This window comes from Streptomyces sp. NPDC093510 (assembly GCF_040683555.1).
GTDB lineage: Bacteria > Actinomycetota > Actinomycetes > Streptomycetales > Streptomycetaceae > Streptomyces.
The window spans coordinates 74,792-90,577 of sequence record NZ_JBFBEE010000017.1 but is presented as its reverse complement, the minus strand read 5'-3'; the positions used below and the strand labels follow the sequence as shown (position 1 = coordinate 90,577).

Below are 15,786 nucleotides of genomic sequence, written 5' to 3'. Positions count from 1 at the left end.
TAGGGCTCCCCACCGACACCCCGGACAGTTATCCACAGGCCGCCGCCCGGCACCCCTTCTCGGGATGCCGGGCGGCGACACATGTACGAAGGAATCGGGCTACCGGACGAAGACCCCCGCCTGGTTCGCCAGATCCAGGAAGTACTGCGGGGCCACGCCCAGGACCAGCGTCACCGCGACGCCCACCCCGATCGCCGTCATCGTCAGCGGCGAGGGCACGGCGACCGTGGGGCCGTCCGCCTTCGGCTCGCTGAAGAACATCAGGACGATCACCCGGATGTAGAAGAACGCGGCGATCGCCGACGACAGGACACCGACCACGACCAGCGCGCCCGCGCCGCCCTCCGCCGCCGCCTTGAAGACCGCGAACTTCCCGGTGAACCCGGAGGTCAGCGGGATGCCGGCGAAGGCGAGCAGGAACACCGCGAAGACCGCGGCGACCAGCGGGGACCTGCGGCCGAGCCCCGCCCACTTCGACAGGTGCGTCGCCTCGCCGCCCGCGTCCCGCACCAGCGTGACGACGGCGAAGGCGCCGATGGTCACGAAGGAGTAGGCGCCCAGGTAGAAGAGGACGGAGGAGATGCCGTCCGGGGTGGTGGCGATCACACCGGCGAGGATGAAGCCGGCGTGCGCGATCGACGAGTACGCGAGGAGCCGCTTGATGTCGGTCTGTGTGATCGCGATGATCGCGCCGCCCAGCATCGTGATGATCGCGACGCCCCACATGACAGGACGCCAGTCCCAGCGCAGACCCGGCAGCACCACGTAGAGGAGACGGAGGAGGGCGCCGAACGCGGCCACCTTCGTCGCCGCCGCCATGAAGCCGGTGACCGGCGTCGGGGCCCCCTGGTAGACGTCCGGGGTCCACATGTGGAACGGCACCGCGCCCACCTTGAAGAGCAGCCCCATCACCACCATCGCGACGCCGATCAGGAGCAGCGCGTCGTTGCCCATGGTGTCGGCGAGCGCCGGGTCCACGGTCTTGACGTTGCCCTCGACGACGTTCGCGATCGTCGCGTACGAGACGGAGCCCGCGTATCCGTAGAGGAGCGCGATGCCGAAGAGCGTGAACGCCGAGGCGAACGCGCCGAGCAGGAAGTACTTGACGGCTGATTCCTGCGACATGAGGCGCTTGCGGCGGGCGAGCGCGCACAGCAGGTACAGCGGCAGGGAGAAGACTTCCAGGGCGATGAAGAGCGTCAGGAGGTCGTTGGCCGCGGGGAAGACGAGCATGCCGCCGATGGCGAAGAGCGCCAGCGGGAACACCTCGGTGGTGGTGAACCCGGCCTTGGTGGCGGCCTGTTCGCCTTCGCTGCCCGGCGTGGAACCGGCCTGCGCCACGAAGGAGTCGACGCGGTTCCCGTGCGCCGCCGGATCGAGGCGCCGCTCCGCGAAGGTGAAGATCGCGACGATTCCGGTGAGCAGGATGACGCCCTGCAGGAAGAGTGCCGGGCCGTCGACCGCGATCGCGCCCATCGCCGCGATCTGGGCCTTGGTGGTGCCGAAGCCGCGGGCCGCGAGTCCGACGACCGCGGCGAAGGCGGCGGCCAGGGCGACCACAGAGACGAACAGCTGTACGTAGTAACGGGACTTGCGCGGGACGAAGGCTTCGATGAGCACTCCGAGGACGGCCGCGCCGATGACGATCAACGTCGGCGACAGCTGCCCGTACTCGATGTTGGGCGCGTCGATCTTGTCGATCGGATCTGCCGCCGTTGTCCACAGGCTGTGGACGGCTGATGCGCTCACTTGGCCGCCTCCACCTCGGGCTTGGGGTCCTTCTTCTGTACGTCGGACATCGTGTGCTCGACCGCCGGGTTGACCACCTCGGTGAGTGGCTTCGGGTAGACCCCGAGGCCGATCAGGAGCGCGATCAGCGGTGCCACGACGACCAGTTCACGCACCCGCAGGTCGGGCATGGACGAGACCTCCGCCTTCACGGGGCCCGTCATCGTCCGCTGGTAGAGGACCAGCGTGTACAGCGCGGCGAGCACGATGCCGACGGTCGCGATGATCCCGACCACCGGATAGCGGGCGAACGCGCCGACCAGGACGAGGAACTCACTCACGAAGGGCGCGAGCCCGGGGAGCGAGAGCGTGGCCAGGCCGCCGATCAGGAAGGTGCCGGCGAGCACAGGGGCCACCTTCTGCACTCCTCCGTAGTCCGCGATCAGGCGCGAGCCGCGCCGCGAGATCAGGAACCCGGCGACCAGCATCAGGGCGGCGGTGGAAATGCCGTGGTTGACCATGTAGAGCGTCGCGCCGGACTGGCCCTGCGAGGTCATCGCGAAGATGCCGAGGACGATGAACCCGAAGTGCGAGATCGACGCGTACGCCACCAGGCGCTTGATGTCGCGCTGGCCGACCGCGAGCAGTGCTCCGTAGATGATGCTGATCAGGGCGAGGACGAGGATGACAGGCGTCGCCCACTCGCTCGCCTCGGGGAAGAGCCCGAGGCAGAACCGCAGCATCGCGAACGTGCCGACCTTGTCGACCACGGCCGTGATCAGCACGGCGACGGGGGCGGTGGACTCCCCCATCGCGTTCGGCAGCCACGTGTGCAGCGGCCACAGCGGCGCCTTCACCGCGAAGGCGAAGAAGAAGCCGAGGAAGAGCCACCGCTCGGTGTTGGTCGCCATGTCGAGCGAACCGTCCGCGCGCGCGGCGGCGATCTCCTGGAGCGAGAAGTTTCCCGCCACCACGTAGAGCCCGATCACAGCGGCCAGCATGATGAGGCCGCCGACGAGGTTGTAGAGGAGGAACTTCACGGCCGCGTAGGAGCGTTGGGCCGAGGCGTTCTCGTCGCTGCCCGCGTGGGCGCGGTCTCCGAAGCCGCCGATGAGGAAGTACATCGGGATGAGCATGGCTTCGAAGAAGATGTAGAAGAGGAAGACGTCGGTGGCCTCGAAGGAGATGATCACCATCGCCTCGACGGCGAGGATCAGGGCGAAGAAGCCCTGAGTCGGCCGCCATTTATAAGGGGCCTTCGTCTCATTGGGGCCTCCCCTGCTCGAACGAAGTTGAGAGCTTGGGGAAGGGTCGGCGTCGTGCCAGCCCGCCAGGATGATGAAGGGGATCAGGAGGGCGGTGAGCGCGACGAGTGCGACGGCGATGCCGTCGACCCCGAGCTCGTACCGCACTCCGAAGTCCTTGATCCAGGCGTGCGATTCGGTGAGTTGGTAGCGGTCGCCGTCCGGGTCGAACCGTACGAGCACGGTCACCGCGAGGCCGAGCGTCGCGAGCGAGACGAGCAGGGCGAGCCACTTGGCGGCGGTCCGCCGGGCGGCCGGAACGGCTGCCGTGGCGATCGCGCCGACCGCGGGCAGGACCGCCGTCGCTGTCAGCAGGGGAAAGGACATCGGTATCAGACCGCCCTCATCAGCAGGGTCGCGGCGATGAGAACCGCAGCGCCGCCGAACATCGAGACCGCGTAGGAGCGGGCGTAGCCGTTCTGCAGTTTGCGCAGGCGTCCGGAGAGGCCGCCCATCGAGGCCGCCGTGCCGTTGACGACCCCGTCGACCAGGGTGTGGTCCACGTAGACCAGGGACCGCGTGAGGTGCTCGCCGCCGCGCACCAGGACGACGTGGTTGAAGTCGTCCTGGAGGAGGTCGCGGCGGGCGGCGCGGGTGAGCACCGAGCCGCGCGGGGCGGTGACCGGGACGGGCCGGCGGCCGTACTGGACGTAGGCGAGGGCGACGCCGATGACGAGGACAACCATGGTGGCGCCCGTGACGGTGGCCGCGCTCAGCGGCGAGTCGCCGTGGTCGTGGTGGGTGACCGGCTCCAGCCAGTGCGTGAAGCGGTCGCCGATGCTGAAGAAGCCACCCGCGAACACCGACCCGAAGGCGAGCACGATCATCGGGATCGTCATGGACTTCGGCGACTCGTGCGGATGCGGTTCGTTGCCCTCCGCATCGGGCTGCCAGCGCTTCTCTCCGAAGAAGGTCATGATCATCACGCGCGTCATGTAGTACGCGGTGATGGCCGCGCCCAGGAGCGCCACCGAGCCGAGGATCCAGCCCTCCGTGCCGCCCTTGGCGAACGCCGCCTCGATGATCTTGTCCTTGGAGAAGAAGCCGGACAGACCGGGGAAACCGATGATCGCCAGATAGCCGAGGCCGAAGGTGACGAAGGTGACCGGCATGTACTTGCGGAGGCCGCCGTACTTCCTCATGTCGACCTCGTCGTTCATGCCGTGCATGACCGAGCCGGCGCCGAGGAAGAGCCCGGCCTTGAAGAAGCCGTGCGTGACCAGGTGCATGATCGCGAAGACGTAGCCGATGGGGCCGAGGCCCGCGGCCAGGATCATGTAGCCGATCTGGGACATCGTCGATCCGGCGAGGGCCTTCTTGATGTCGTCCTTCGCGCAACCGACGATCGCACCGAACAGGAGCGTGACCGCTCCGACGACGGTGACGACGAGCTGCGCGTCCGGCGCGCCGTTGAAGATCGCGCCGGAACGGACGATCAGGTACACACCCGCGGTCACCATCGTGGCAGCGTGGATCAGGGCCGAGACCGGGGTCGGTCCCTCCATCGCGTCACCGAGCCAGGACTGCAGCGGCACCTGCGCGGACTTGCCGCACGCGGCGAGCAGCAACATCAGGCCGATGGCCGTGAGCTTGCCCTCCGACGTCTCACCCGTGGCCTCCAGGACCGGGCCGAAGGCGAAGGTCCCGAAGGTGGTGAACATCAGCATGATGGCGATCGACAGGCCCACGTCGCCGACCCGGTTGACCAGGAACGCCTTCTTCGCGGCGGTGGCCGCGCTGGGCTTGTGCTGCCAGAAACCGATCAGGAGGTACGAGGCGAGGCCGACGCCCTCCCAGCCGACGTACAGGAGCAGGTAGTTGTCGGCGAGGACGAGCAGGAGCATCGCCGCGAGGAACAGGTTCAGGTAGCCGAAGAAGCGGCGGCGCCGCTCGTCGTGCTCCATGTACCCGATGGAGTAGATGTGGATCAGGGTGCCCACACCGGAGATCAGCAGGACGAACGTCATCGACAGCTGGTCGAGCTGGAAGGCGACGTCCGCCTGGAAGCCCTCGACGGGAATCCAGCTGAACAGGTGCTGTGACAGCGAGCGTTCCTCGGCACCCTTGCCCAGCATGTCCGAGAAGAGCACCACGGCGATGACGAAGGAGGCGGCCGCGAGCAGCGTGCCGAGCCAGTGGCCCGCGCGGTCCAGTGCCCGGCCGCCGCACAGCAGTACGGCCGCTCCGAGCAGTGGCGCCGCGACGAGCAGCGCAATCAAGTTCTCCACGATTCAGCGACCCCTCAGAGCTTCATCAGGCTGGCGTCGTCGACCGAGGCCGAGTGGCGGGAGCGGAACAGCGACACGATGATCGCGAGCCCGACCACGACCTCCGCGGCGGCGACGACCATCGTGAAGAACGCGATGATCTGGCCGTCGAGGTTGCCGTGCATCCGGGAGAAGGCCACGAACGCGAGGTTGCAGGCGTTGAGCATGAGCTCGATGCACATGAACACCACGATCGCGTTCCGCCTGATGAGCACGCCGGTCGCGCCGATCGTGAACAACAGGGCGGCGAGATAGAGGTAGTTGACGGGGTTCACTTCGATGCCTCCTCGGTCCGCCCGATGTCGTCGCTCCGCAGGTCGGGCCGCTCCAGGCGATCGGTGGAGCGCTGCTCCAGGGCCCGCAGGTCGTCCAGCGCCTCGCTCGACACGTCGCGGATCTGGCCGCGCTCACGCAGCGTCTTGTTGACCGTGAGCTCCGACGGGGTGCCGTCGGGGAGCAGGCCCGCGATGTCCACGGCGTTGTGCCGGGCGTACACACCCGGGGCGGGCAGCGGCGGCAGGTGCTTGCCGGCGCGCACGCGCTCCTCGGACATCTCGCGCTGGGTCTTGGCGCGCTCCGTGCGCTCGCGGTGGGTGAGCACCATCGCGCCGACCGTGGCGGTGATGAGCAGGGCGCCGGTGATCTCGAAGGCGAAGACGTACTTGGTGAAGATGAGGCCCGCGAGGCCCTCGACGTTGCCTCCGGAGTTCGCCTTGCCGAGGCCGTTGAACTCCTTCATGGAGGCGTTCCCGATGCCCGCGAAGAGCAGCACCGCGAAGCCGAGCCCGCACAGGAGGGCCAGCCAGCGCTGGCCCTTGATGGTCTCCGAAAGGGAGTCGGCGGCGGTGACACCGACCAGCATGACGACGAAGAGGAAGAGCATCATGATCGCGCCGGTGTAGACGACGATCTGGACGATGCCCAGGAAGTACGCGCCGTTGGCCAGGTAGAACACCGCGAGGATGATCATGGTCCCGGCCAGGCAGAGCGCGCTGTGCACGGCCTTCTTCATGAGGATGGTGCACAGGGCGCCGATCACCGCGACCGTGCCGAGCACCCAGAACTGGAAGGCCTCGCCGGTGGAGGTGGTGTAGGCGGCGAGCTGCGTCATCGGCCGACCACCTTCTCCGAAGCCGGCTCGCCGTCCCCGAAGTCGGCGGCCGCCTCCTGCGGCGTCTCTCCCTTGGAGAGCGCGACCTGGGGCACCGTCCCCGGCGCGGCCTCGGTCACCAGGCCCCGGTAGTAGTCCTGCTCGTCCGTGCCGGGGAAGATCGAGTGCGGGCTGTCGACCATGCCCTCGTCCAGACCGGCGAGCAGCTGCTCCTTGGTGTAGATGAGGTTCGCGCGGCTGGTGTCGGCCAGCTCGAACTCGTTCGTCATCGTCAGCGCGCGCGTGGGGCACGCCTCGATGCACAGGCCGCACAGGATGCAGCGGGCGTAGTTGATCTGGTAGACGCGGCCGTACCTCTCACCGGGCGAGTACCTCTCCTCGTCCGTGTTGTCCGCGCCCTCCACATAGATGGCGTCCGCGGGACAGGCCCAGGCGCAGAGCTCACAGCCGATGCACTTCTCCAGGCCGTCCGGATGGCGGTTCAGCTGGTGCCTGCCGTGGAAGCGGGGAGCAGTGGTCTTCTGCTGCTCCGGATACTGCTCGGTCAGCCGCTTCTTGAACATGGCCTTGAAGGTCACGCCGAAGCCCGCGACAGGGTTCTGGAACCCCTGCTTCGATTGGTTCGACTCGTGCGACTCCTGGTTCGACTCAGCCATCGGACGCCTCCTTTCCATCACTTCGGGTTCCGTCACTTTGAGTATCCGGGCCACCACTGACAATCAGCTCCCGCTCCTGGCGCGAGCGTCGGCGCGGGACGGGTGGCAGGCTCTGGCCGGGCAGGGGCGGCACGGGGAACCCGCCCGCCATCGGGTCGAAGGCGACCGGCTTCTCCTCCTCGGCGGCGGCGGCTTCCTTCTCGCGCTTGTCGCGGAAGATGTCGACGACGACGGAGAGCAGCAGCAGTGCGATGACCCCGCCGCCCACGTAGAGCGCGATCGAGGTGAATTCGTAGTCCTCGTTCCGCATCGCCCTGACCGTGGCGACGAGCATCAGCCAGACGACCGAGACCGGGATCAGGACCTTCCAGCCGAGCTTCATCAGCTGGTCGTAGCGGACGCGTGGCAGCGAGCCGCGCAGCCAGATGAAGAAGAACAGCAGCAGCTGGACCTTGATCACGAACCAGAGCATCGGCCACCAGCCGTGGTTCGCGCCCTCCCAGAAGGTGCTGATCGGATACGGGGCCCGCCAGCCTCCCAGGAACAGCGTGACCGACACCGCCGAGACGGTGACCATGTTGATGTACTCGGCGAGCATGAACATCGCGAACTTGATGGAGGAGTACTCGGTGTTGAAGCCACCGACGAGGTCGCCCTCGGACTCCGGCATGTCGAACGGCGCGCGGTTCGTCTCGCCGATCATCGTCACGATGTAGATGATGAAAGAGACGGGAAGCAGCAGTACGTACCAGCGGTCCGCCTGTGCCTCGACGATCGTCGACGTCGACATCGACCCCGAGTAGAGGAAGACGGAGGCGAAGGCGGCGCCCATCGCGATCTCGTACGAGATCATCTGCGCGCAGGAGCGCAGGCCGCCGAGGAGCGGGTACGTCGATCCGGAGCTCCAGCCCGCGAGCACGATGCCGTAGATGCCCACGGAGGCGACCGCGAGGATGTAGAGCATCGCGATCGGCAGGTCGGTGAGCTGCATGGTGGTGCGCTGGCCGAAGATCGAGACTTCGTTGCCCGCGGGCCCGAAGGGGATCACCGCGATCGCCATGAAGGCCGGGATCGCCGCGATGACCGGAGCAAGGATGTAGACCACCTTGTCCGCACGCTTGACGATCACGTCTTCCTTGAGCATCAGCTTGACGCCGTCCGCCAGGGACTGCAGCAGACCCCAGGGGCCGTTCCGGTTCGGGCCGATGCGCAGCTGCATCCAGGCGACGACCTTGCGCTCCCACACGATGGCGAGGAGGACCGTCACCATCAGGAACGCGAAGCAGAAGACCGCCTTGAAGGCGACAAGCCACCAGGGGTCGCGGCCGAACATGGACAGGTCTTCCGCCGCAAGCGGCACCAGAGTGTGCGTCACGACGTCACCTCCGGGGCCTCAGTGGGCTCCGGCAGGACCGCCGGGCCGATGCGGACGAGGTCGCCGGGGCGGGCGCCGGTGTCCGACGTGACGCCTCCCCCGGTCGAGTTCAGCGGCAGCCAGACCACGCGGTCGGGCATCTCCGTGATCTGCAGCGGGAGTTCCGTCGTCCCGGCCGGTCCGGTGACGGCCAGCGGGTCGCCGTCCTTGACGCCCGCCTCCGCGGCGGTCGCCGCGGACACGCGCGCGCGGGCGGCGTGCCGCGTGCCGGCCAGCGCTTCGTCGCCGTCCTGGAGGCGGCCCTTGTCGAGCAGCATCCGGTGTCCCGCGAGGACGGCCTCGCCTGCGGCGGGCCGCGGCGGCTGGACGCCGGTCTCCAGGGGCACCGTGGCGTGCGGCCCGTCCCAGCCGCCGAGCCGCTCCAGCTCGCGGCGCAGGGTCACCAGGTCGGGCAGGCCGAGGTGGATGTCCCCGGCGTCGGCGAGCATGTGCAGGACACGCGCGTCGGTGGGCGCCAGCCTGCGCGTCATCTGGTCCGGCTTGAGCGCGGCGTCGAACATCCGCACCCTGCCCTCCCAGTTGAGGAAGGTGCCGGGCTTCTCCGCGACGGCGGCCACGGGCAGGACCACGTCGGCCCGCTCCGTCACCTCGCTGGGCCGCAGCTCCAGCGAGACCAGGAAGCCGACCTCGTCGAGCGCCGCACGCGCGCGCGTCGGGTCGGGCAGGTCGGCGACCTCGACACCCGCCACGAGGAGCGCGCCGAGTTCACCGGTCGCGGCGGCCTCGACGATCTGGCCGGTGTCGCGGCCGTAGCGGTGCGGGAGTTCGGCGACGCCCCAGGCGGCCGCGACCTCGTCCCGCGCGCGCGGGTCGGTGGCCGGACGTCCGCCGGGAAGCAGCGACGGCAGTGCGCCCACCTCGATGGCGGCGCGCTCGCCGGCCCTGCGCGGAATCCACACGAGCCGGGCGCCGGTCGCGGAGGCGGCCCGCACCGCGGCGGTGAGCCCGCCGGGCACGGCGGCGAGCCGCTCGCCGACGACGATGACCGCGCCCTCGGCGCGCAGCGCCTCGGACGCCTGGGCACCGGCGTTCTCCAGTCCGACTCCCGCCGCGAGCGCGTCGAGCCACTCGGTCTCGGTGCCCGGGGCGGCGGGCAGGAGCGTGCCGCCCGCCTTCTCCAGGCCGCGGGTCGCGAACGTCGCGATGGAGAAGGTGCGCTGCCCGTGCTTGCGCCAGGCCTTGCGCAGCCGGAGGAAGACGCCGGGCGCCTCCTCCTCGGACTCGAACCCGGCGAGCAGGACGGCGGGCGCCTTCTCCAGGAGGGTGTACGTGACGCCGCTCCCGTCGAGGTCCTTGCCCCGGCCCGCCACCTTGGCCGCCAGGAAGTCGGCCTCCTCGCTGCTGTGCACGCGCGCGCGGAAGTCGATGTCGTTCGTGTCGAGCGCCACGCGCGCGTACTTGCTGTACGCGTAGGCGTCCTCCACGGTGAGGCGGCCGCCGACGAGCACCCCGGCGCGGCCGCGCGCGGCGGCGAGACCCCGGGCCGCGATCTCCAGAGCCTCGGGCCAGCTGGCGGGCTCCAGCTCGCCCGTGGAGGCGTTGCGCACCAGGGGGGTGGTCAGCCGGTCCGGACGCTGCGCGTACCGGAAGCCGAAGCGCCCCTTGTCGCACATCCACTCTTCGTTGACCTCGGGGTCGTCCGCGGCGAGCCGCCGCATGACCTTGCCGCGCCGGTGGTCGGTGCGCGTCGCGCAGCCGCCCGAGCAGTGCTCGCACACCGAGGGCGACGACACGAGGTCGAAGGGGCGGGAGCGGAAGCGATACGCCGCCGAGGTCAGCGCGCCGACCGGGCAGATCTGGATGGTGTTCCCGGAGAAGTACGACTCGAAGGGGTCGCCCTCGCCGGTGCCGACCTGCTGGAGGGCGCCGCGCTCGAGGAGCTCGATCATCGGGTCGCCGGCGACCTGGTTGCTGAACCGGGTGCAGCGCGCGCAGAGCACACACCGTTCACGGTCGAGCAGCACCTGTGTGGAGATCGGCACCGGCTTCTCGAACGTCCGCTTCTTGCCCTCGAAGCGGGTGTCCGAGTCGCCGACCTGCATCGCCTGGTTCTGCAGCGGACACTCGCCGCCCTTGTCGCAGACGGGGCAGTCCAGCGGGTGGTTGATGAGCAGCAGCTCCATCACACCGCGCTGGGACTTCTCCGCGACGGCCGAGGTCAGCTGCGACTTCACGACCATGCCGTCGGTGCAGGTGATGGTGCAGGACGCCATCGGCTTGCGCTGGCCCTCCACCTCGACGATGCACTGGCGGCAGGCGCCCGCCGGGTCGAGCAGGGGGTGGTCGCAGAACCGCGGGATCTCGATGCCGAGGAGCTCGGCGGCCCGGATCACCAGCGTCCCCTTGGGGACGCTGATCTCGATGCCGTCGATGGTCAGCGAGACGAGATCCTCGGGCGGGACCGCCGCCTCCCCGCCCCCGGAGGGAGCGTTGTTGGTGGTCACTGTCATGCGTTCACCTGCGCGTTTTCAGCGGGCCTGTCGGCCCAGAGAGTCGACTTGGCCGGGTCGAAGGGGCAGCCCTTGCCGGTGATGTGCTGCTCGTACTCCTCGCGGAAGTACTTCAGCGAGGAGAAGATCGGCGAGGCCGCGCCGTCGCCCAGGGCGCAGAAGGACTTGCCGTTGATGTTGTCGGCGATGTCGTTCAGCTTGTCGAGGTCGGCCATGACGCCCTTGCCGGCCTCGATGTCGCGGAGCAACTGCACCAGCCAGTACGTCCCTTCGCGGCAGGGCGTGCACTTGCCGCAGGACTCGTGGGCGTAGAACTCGGTCCATCGGGTCACGGCCCGCACGACGCACGTCGTCTCGTCGAAGCACTGGAGCGCCTTCGTGCCGAGCATCGATCCGGCGGCGCCGACGCCTTCGTAGTCGAGGGGGACGTCGAGGTGCTCGTCGGTGAACATCGGGGTCGATGAGCCGCCCGGCGTCCAGAACTTGAGCCGGTGTCCGGCCCGCATGCCGCCGCTCATGTCGAGCAGCTGGCGGAGCGTGATGCCGAGCGGCGCCTCGTACTGTCCGGGGTTGGTGACGTGGCCGCTCAGCGAGTAGAGCGTGAATCCCGGGGACTTCTCGCTGCCCATCGACTTGAACCAGTCTTTCCCCCGATTGAGGATCGCGGGAACGGATGCGATGGACTCGACGTTGTTCACCACAGTGGGGCATGCGTAGAGGCCCGCGACCGCAGGGAAGGGGGGACGCAGTCGCGGCTGACCACGGCGGCCTTCGAGCGAGTCGAGCAGCGCGGTCTCCTCACCGCAGATGTACGCGCCCGCGCCCGCGTGCACGGTGAGTTCCAGATCGAGTCCGCTGCCCAGCACGTTCTTCCCGAGGTAGCCCGCCGCGTAGGCCTCGCGGACGGCCTCGTGCAACCGCCGGAGTACGGGGACTACTTCACCGCGCAGGTAGATGAAGGCATGTGACGACCTGATCGCGTAGCACGCGATCACGATGCCCTCGATGAGGGAATGCGGGTTCGCGAAGAGGAGCGGGATGTCCTTGCAGGTCCCGGGCTCCGATTCGTCGGCGTTGACAACCAGATAGTGCGGCTTGCCGTCTCCCTGCGGAATGAACTGCCACTTCATTCCGGTGGGGAATCCCGCGCCGCCCCTGCCGCGCAGACCGGAGTCCTTCACGTACGCGATGAGGTCGTCCGGGTCCATGGCGAGCGCCTTGCGCAGGCCTTCGTACCCCTCGTGCCTCCGGTAGGTCTCCAGCGTCCAGGACCTCTCCTCGTCCCAGAAGGCGGAGAGGACCGGTGCGAGCAGTTTCTCGGGGCTGGTCTCGTTGTCGATCTCGGCTGCCAAGGTCATCACTCCCCCTCCTCGGCGGTCGGTCCGGCCGGGTGCGCCGGGTCGGACGCCGAGGTCTGCTGCGGTGCGTCGTGCGAGCTGAGGTGCTCGGCGGGCGCTTCGTCCTGAGGGCCTCCCGCACGCGGGTGGACCACACGCGGCTGCGGCACCTCGCCCTTGGCCAGCCGCAGGCCGATCAGCGAGGCGGGGCCCGCGCCGCCGCTCGCCTCGACGGCGCCGGGCCGCTCGTCGGGGAAGCCCGCCAGGATGCGGGCGGTCTCCTTGTACGTGCACAGGGGCGCCCCGCGCGTGGGCTCGACCGGTACACCCGCGCGCAGGTCGTCGACGAGCCGCTTGGCGGACCCGGGGGTCTGGTTGTCGAAGAACTCCCAGTTGACCATCACCACGGGGGCGAAGTCGCAGGCGGCGTTGCACTCGATGTGCTCAAGAGTGATCTTGCCGTCCGCAGTTGTCATGTCGGTCCCGTCGTCTCCGACGCCGAGGTGCTGCTTGAGCTCGTCGAAGATCGCGTCGCCGCCCATGACCGCGCAGAGCGTGTTGGTGCAGACCCCGACCTGGTAGTCGCCGGAGGGCTTGCGCCGGTACATGGTGTAGAAGGTCGCGACGGCCGTGACCTCGGCCGTGGTCAGGCCGAGCATCTCGGCGCAGAACCGCATGCCCGTCCGGGTGACGTGGCCTTCCTCCGACTGCACCAGGTGCAGCAGCGGGAGGAGCGCGGACCGGGACCCCGGGTAGCGGGCGATGACCTCCTTGGCGTCCACCTCGAGGCGGGCCCGCACTTCGGCCGGGTAGTCGGGGGCGGGGAGTTGGGGCATGCCAAGGCTGACGCCCGCGCCCTGCTCAGAAGGAGTGGTGGTCACCGGTCGACGCCTCCCATCACGGGGTCGATGGACGCGACGGCGACGATGACGTCGGCGACCTGGCCGCCTTCGCACATCGCCGCCATGGCCTGCAGGTTGGTGAAGGACGGGTCGCGGAAGTGGACCCGGTAGGGACGGGTGCCTCCGTCGGACACGACGTGCACGCCGAGTTCGCCCTTGGGCGACTCGACCGCTGTGTACGTCTGCCCGGGCGGGACCCTGAAGCCCTCGGTCACCAGCTTGAAGTGGTGGATGAGGGACTCCATGGAGGTGCCCATGATCTTCTTGATGTGGTCGAGCGAGTTGCCGAGGCCGTCGGGGCCGAGGGCCAGCTGGGCGGGCCAGGCGATCTTCTTGTCCTCGACCATGACCGGCCCGGGGGCGAGCCGGTCGATGCACTGCTCGATGATGCGCAGCGACTGCCGCATCTCTTCGAGGCGGATCAGGAACCGCCCGTACGAGTCGCAGGTGTCGGCGGTCGGGATGTCGAACTCGTAGTTCTCGTAGCCGCAGTAGGGCTGGCTCTTGCGCAGGTCGTGCGGGAGTCCCGCCGAGCGCAGGACCGGTCCTGTGGCGCCGAGGGCCATGCAGCCGGCGAGGTCGAGATAGCCGACGTCCTGCATGCGGGCCTTGAAGATGGGGTTCCCGGTGGCGAGCTTGTCGTACTCGGGAAGGTTTTTCTTCATCTTCTTCACGAACTCGCGCAGTTGGTCCACCGTGCCGGGCGGCAGGTCCTGGGCGAGTCCGCCGGGCCGGACGTACGCGTGGTTCATGCGCAGGCCGGTGATGAGTTCGAAGAGGTCGAGAACGAGTTCACGATCGCGGAATCCGTAGATCATGATCGTGGTCGCGCCGAGCTCCATGCCGCCCGTGGCGATGCACACCAGGTGCGAGGAGAGGCGGTTGAGCTCCATGAGGAGGACGCGGATGACCGAGGCGCGGTCCGGGATGCGGTCCTCGATGCCGAGGAGCTTCTCGACGCCGAGGCAGTACGCCGTCTCGTTGAAGAACGGCGTCAGATAGTCCATGCGCGTGACGAACGTCGTGCCCTGCGTCCACGTGCGGTACTCGAGGTTCTTCTCGATGCCGGTGTGCAGATAGCCGATGCCGCAGCGGGCCTCGGTGACGGTCTCGCCCTCAATCTCCAGGATGAGCCGGAGCACGCCGTGCGTGGACGGGTGCTGCGGGCCCATGTTGACGATGATGCGCTCGTCGTCGGCCTTGGCCGCGGACTGGACGACCTCGTCCCAGTCGCCGCCGGTGACTGTATATACAGTCCCTTCGGTCGTCTCCCGGGCGGATGCATGTGAAGTGCTCATCAGGTGTACGACCTCCGCTGGTCCGGAGCCGGGATCTGGGCGCCCTTGTACTCGACGGGGATGCCGCCGAGGGGGTAGTCCTTGCGCTGCGGGAAGCCCTGCCAGTCGTCCGGCATCATGATCCGCGTGAGCGCCGGGTGGCCGTCGAAGACGAGGCCGAAGAAGTCGTACGCCTCGCGCTCGTGCCAGTCGTTGGTCGGATAGACCGGGACCAGTGAGGGCAGGTGCGGATCGGCGTCGGGGACGGCGACTTCGAGCCGGATCAGCCGGTTGTGGGTGATCGAGCGCAGGTGGTAGACGGCGTGCAGCTCGCGGCCCTTGTCCCCGAGGAAGTGCACGCCGCTCACGCCGGTGCAGAGCTCGAAGCGCAGGGCCGGGTCGTCGCGCAGGGTCCGGGCGACGCGGACGAGGTGCTCGCGCGCGATGTGGAAGGTGAGTTCGTCGCGGTCGACGACCGTCTTCTCGATCGCGTTCTCCGGGACGAGGCCCTGCTCCTCCAGGGCTCCCTCCAGTTCGTCCGCCGTCTCGTCGAACCAGCCGCCGTAGGGGCGCGAGGAGGCGCCGGGCAGGGTGATGGTCCGTACGAGCCCGCCGTAACCGGATGTGTCCCCGCCGCCGGCGGCGCCGAACATGCCTCTGCGTACGCCGATGACCTCGCCGGCCTCGTCGCGCGGCGCGGGTACGCCGTTGCCGTTCAGGTGGTCGTCGGGCGAGTTGTGCGCGTCGCTCACCGCAGCAGCCCCTTCATCTCGATGGTGGGGAGCGCCTTGAGGGCCGCCTCCTCCGCCTCACGGGCCGCTTCTTCCGCGTTCACGCCGAGCTTGGTGTCCTGGATTTTCTGGTGGAGCTTGAGAATCGCGTCCAACAGCATCTCGGGGCGCGGCGGGCAGCCGGGCAAATAGATGTCGACCGGGACAACATGGTCCACGCCTTGGACAATCGCGTAATTGTTAAACATTCCACCCGATGATGCGCAAACCCCCATGGAAATGACCCACTTGGGGTTGGGCATCTGGTCATAGACCTGCCGCAGCACCGGCGCCATCTTCTGGCTCACCCGGCCCGCCACGATCATCAGGTCGGCCTGGCGCGGCGAACCGCGGAAGACCTCCATGCCGAAGCGCGCCATGTCGTACCGCCCGGCGCCGGTCGTCATCATCTCGATGGCGCAGCAGGCGAGGCCGAACGTGGCGGGGAAGACGGAGGACTTCCGCATCCAGCCCGCGGCCTGCTCGACGGTGGTCAGCAGAAATCCGCTCGGCAGTTTCTCTTCGAGTCCCATGCTCTTTGACCCCTCA

General features: G+C 68.7%; 13 protein-coding genes. All 13 read right to left on the bottom strand.

Annotation, left to right across the window (positions count from 1 at the left end; genetic code table 11):
- Positions 1-99 precede the first annotated feature (99 nt).
- The 13 genes from nuoN to AB0N81_RS26675 are packed head-to-tail and all read right to left on the bottom strand — an operon-like array spanning position 100 to position 15,770.
- Positions 100-1,749, bottom strand: a complete 1,650-nt coding sequence (nuoN, locus tag AB0N81_RS26735; protein WP_365362581.1) for an NADH-quinone oxidoreductase subunit NuoN — start codon at positions 1,747-1,749, stop codon at positions 100-102.
- Entirely contained in the window at positions 1,746-3,359 is a 1,614-nt protein-coding gene (locus tag AB0N81_RS26730; protein WP_365362579.1) for an NADH-quinone oxidoreductase subunit M, read from the bottom strand. The genes nuoN and AB0N81_RS26730 overlap by 4 nt, the downstream gene beginning before the upstream one ends.
- 5 nt (positions 3,360-3,364) lie before the next feature.
- Positions 3,365-5,260: an NADH-quinone oxidoreductase subunit L gene (gene nuoL / locus AB0N81_RS26725; protein WP_365362577.1), complete on the bottom strand. Its 1,896-nt coding sequence runs from the start codon at positions 5,258-5,260 to the stop codon at positions 3,365-3,367.
- Positions 5,261-5,274: 14 nt separating this feature from the next.
- Positions 5,275-5,574 carry an NADH-quinone oxidoreductase subunit NuoK gene (gene nuoK, locus AB0N81_RS26720; RefSeq protein ID WP_003974374.1) on the bottom strand — a complete coding sequence of 100 codons (300 nt, stop codon included), beginning with the start codon at positions 5,572-5,574 and terminating at the stop codon, positions 5,275-5,277.
- Positions 5,571-6,410: an NADH-quinone oxidoreductase subunit J gene (locus AB0N81_RS26715; RefSeq protein ID WP_365362575.1), complete on the bottom strand. Its 840-nt coding sequence runs from the start codon at positions 6,408-6,410 to the stop codon at positions 5,571-5,573. The genes nuoK and AB0N81_RS26715 overlap by 4 nt, the downstream gene beginning before the upstream one ends.
- The gene (gene nuoI / locus AB0N81_RS26710) at positions 6,407-7,066 is read right to left on the bottom strand and encodes an NADH-quinone oxidoreductase subunit NuoI (RefSeq protein ID WP_365362573.1); all 660 of its coding nucleotides are present in this window, start codon (positions 7,064-7,066) and stop codon (positions 6,407-6,409) included. The genes AB0N81_RS26715 and nuoI overlap by 4 nt, the downstream gene beginning before the upstream one ends.
- Positions 7,059-8,399 carry an NADH-quinone oxidoreductase subunit NuoH gene (gene nuoH / locus AB0N81_RS26705; protein WP_365362773.1) on the bottom strand — a complete coding sequence of 447 codons (1,341 nt, stop codon included), beginning with the start codon at positions 8,397-8,399 and terminating at the stop codon, positions 7,059-7,061. Before nuoH ends, nuoI begins: the two co-directional genes overlap by 8 nt.
- Positions 8,400-8,437: 38 nt before the next feature.
- Positions 8,438-10,951: an NADH-quinone oxidoreductase subunit G gene (locus AB0N81_RS26700; RefSeq protein WP_365362571.1), complete on the bottom strand. Its 2,514-nt coding sequence runs from the start codon at positions 10,949-10,951 to the stop codon at positions 8,438-8,440.
- Entirely contained in the window at positions 10,948-12,309 is a 1,362-nt protein-coding gene (gene nuoF, locus AB0N81_RS26695) for an NADH-quinone oxidoreductase subunit NuoF (RefSeq protein ID WP_365362569.1), read from the bottom strand. Before nuoF ends, AB0N81_RS26700 begins: the two co-directional genes overlap by 4 nt.
- Positions 12,309-13,169 carry an NADH-quinone oxidoreductase subunit NuoE gene (nuoE, locus tag AB0N81_RS26690; protein ID WP_365362567.1) on the bottom strand — a complete coding sequence of 287 codons (861 nt, stop codon included), beginning with the start codon at positions 13,167-13,169 and terminating at the stop codon, positions 12,309-12,311. The genes nuoF and nuoE overlap by 1 nt, the downstream gene beginning before the upstream one ends.
- Positions 13,166-14,488, bottom strand: coding sequence for an NADH-quinone oxidoreductase subunit D (locus AB0N81_RS26685; RefSeq protein WP_365362565.1), 1,323 nt, complete (start codon positions 14,486-14,488; stop codon positions 13,166-13,168). The genes nuoE and AB0N81_RS26685 overlap by 4 nt, the downstream gene beginning before the upstream one ends.
- Positions 14,488-15,219 carry an NADH-quinone oxidoreductase subunit C gene (locus AB0N81_RS26680; RefSeq protein WP_365362563.1) on the bottom strand — a complete coding sequence of 244 codons (732 nt, stop codon included), beginning with the start codon at positions 15,217-15,219 and terminating at the stop codon, positions 14,488-14,490. Before AB0N81_RS26680 ends, AB0N81_RS26685 begins: the two co-directional genes overlap by 1 nt.
- Positions 15,216-15,770: an NADH-quinone oxidoreductase subunit B family protein gene (locus AB0N81_RS26675; RefSeq protein WP_365362561.1), complete on the bottom strand. Its 555-nt coding sequence runs from the start codon at positions 15,768-15,770 to the stop codon at positions 15,216-15,218. The genes AB0N81_RS26680 and AB0N81_RS26675 overlap by 4 nt, the downstream gene beginning before the upstream one ends.
- Positions 15,771-15,786: the final 16 nt, after the last annotated feature.

Excerpts from the sequence above, each read along its gene's own strand:
- AB0N81_RS26730 (WP_365362579.1), bottom strand. The coding sequence starts at position 3,359 with ATGTCCTTTCCCCTGCTGACAGCGACGGCGGTCCTGCCCGCGGTCGGC.
- AB0N81_RS26715 (WP_365362575.1), bottom strand. The coding sequence starts at position 6,410 with ATGACGCAGCTCGCCGCCTACACCACCTCCACCGGCGAGGCCTTCCAG.
- nuoI (WP_365362573.1), bottom strand. The coding sequence starts at position 7,066 with ATGGCTGAGTCGAACCAGGAGTCGCACGAGTCGAACCAATCGAAGCAG.
- nuoH (WP_365362773.1), bottom strand. The coding sequence starts at position 8,399 with ATGTTCGGCCGCGACCCCTGGTGGCTTGTCGCCTTCAAGGCGGTCTTC.
- AB0N81_RS26700 (WP_365362571.1), bottom strand. The coding sequence starts at position 10,951 with ATGACAGTGACCACCAACAACGCTCCCTCCGGGGGCGGGGAGGCGGCG.
- nuoF (WP_365362569.1), bottom strand. The coding sequence starts at position 12,309 with ATGACCTTGGCAGCCGAGATCGACAACGAGACCAGCCCCGAGAAACTG.
- AB0N81_RS26685 (WP_365362565.1), bottom strand. The coding sequence starts at position 14,488 with ATGAGCACTTCACATGCATCCGCCCGGGAGACGACCGAAGGGACTGTA.
- AB0N81_RS26675 (WP_365362561.1), bottom strand. The coding sequence starts at position 15,770 with ATGGGACTCGAAGAGAAACTGCCGAGCGGATTTCTGCTGACCACCGTC.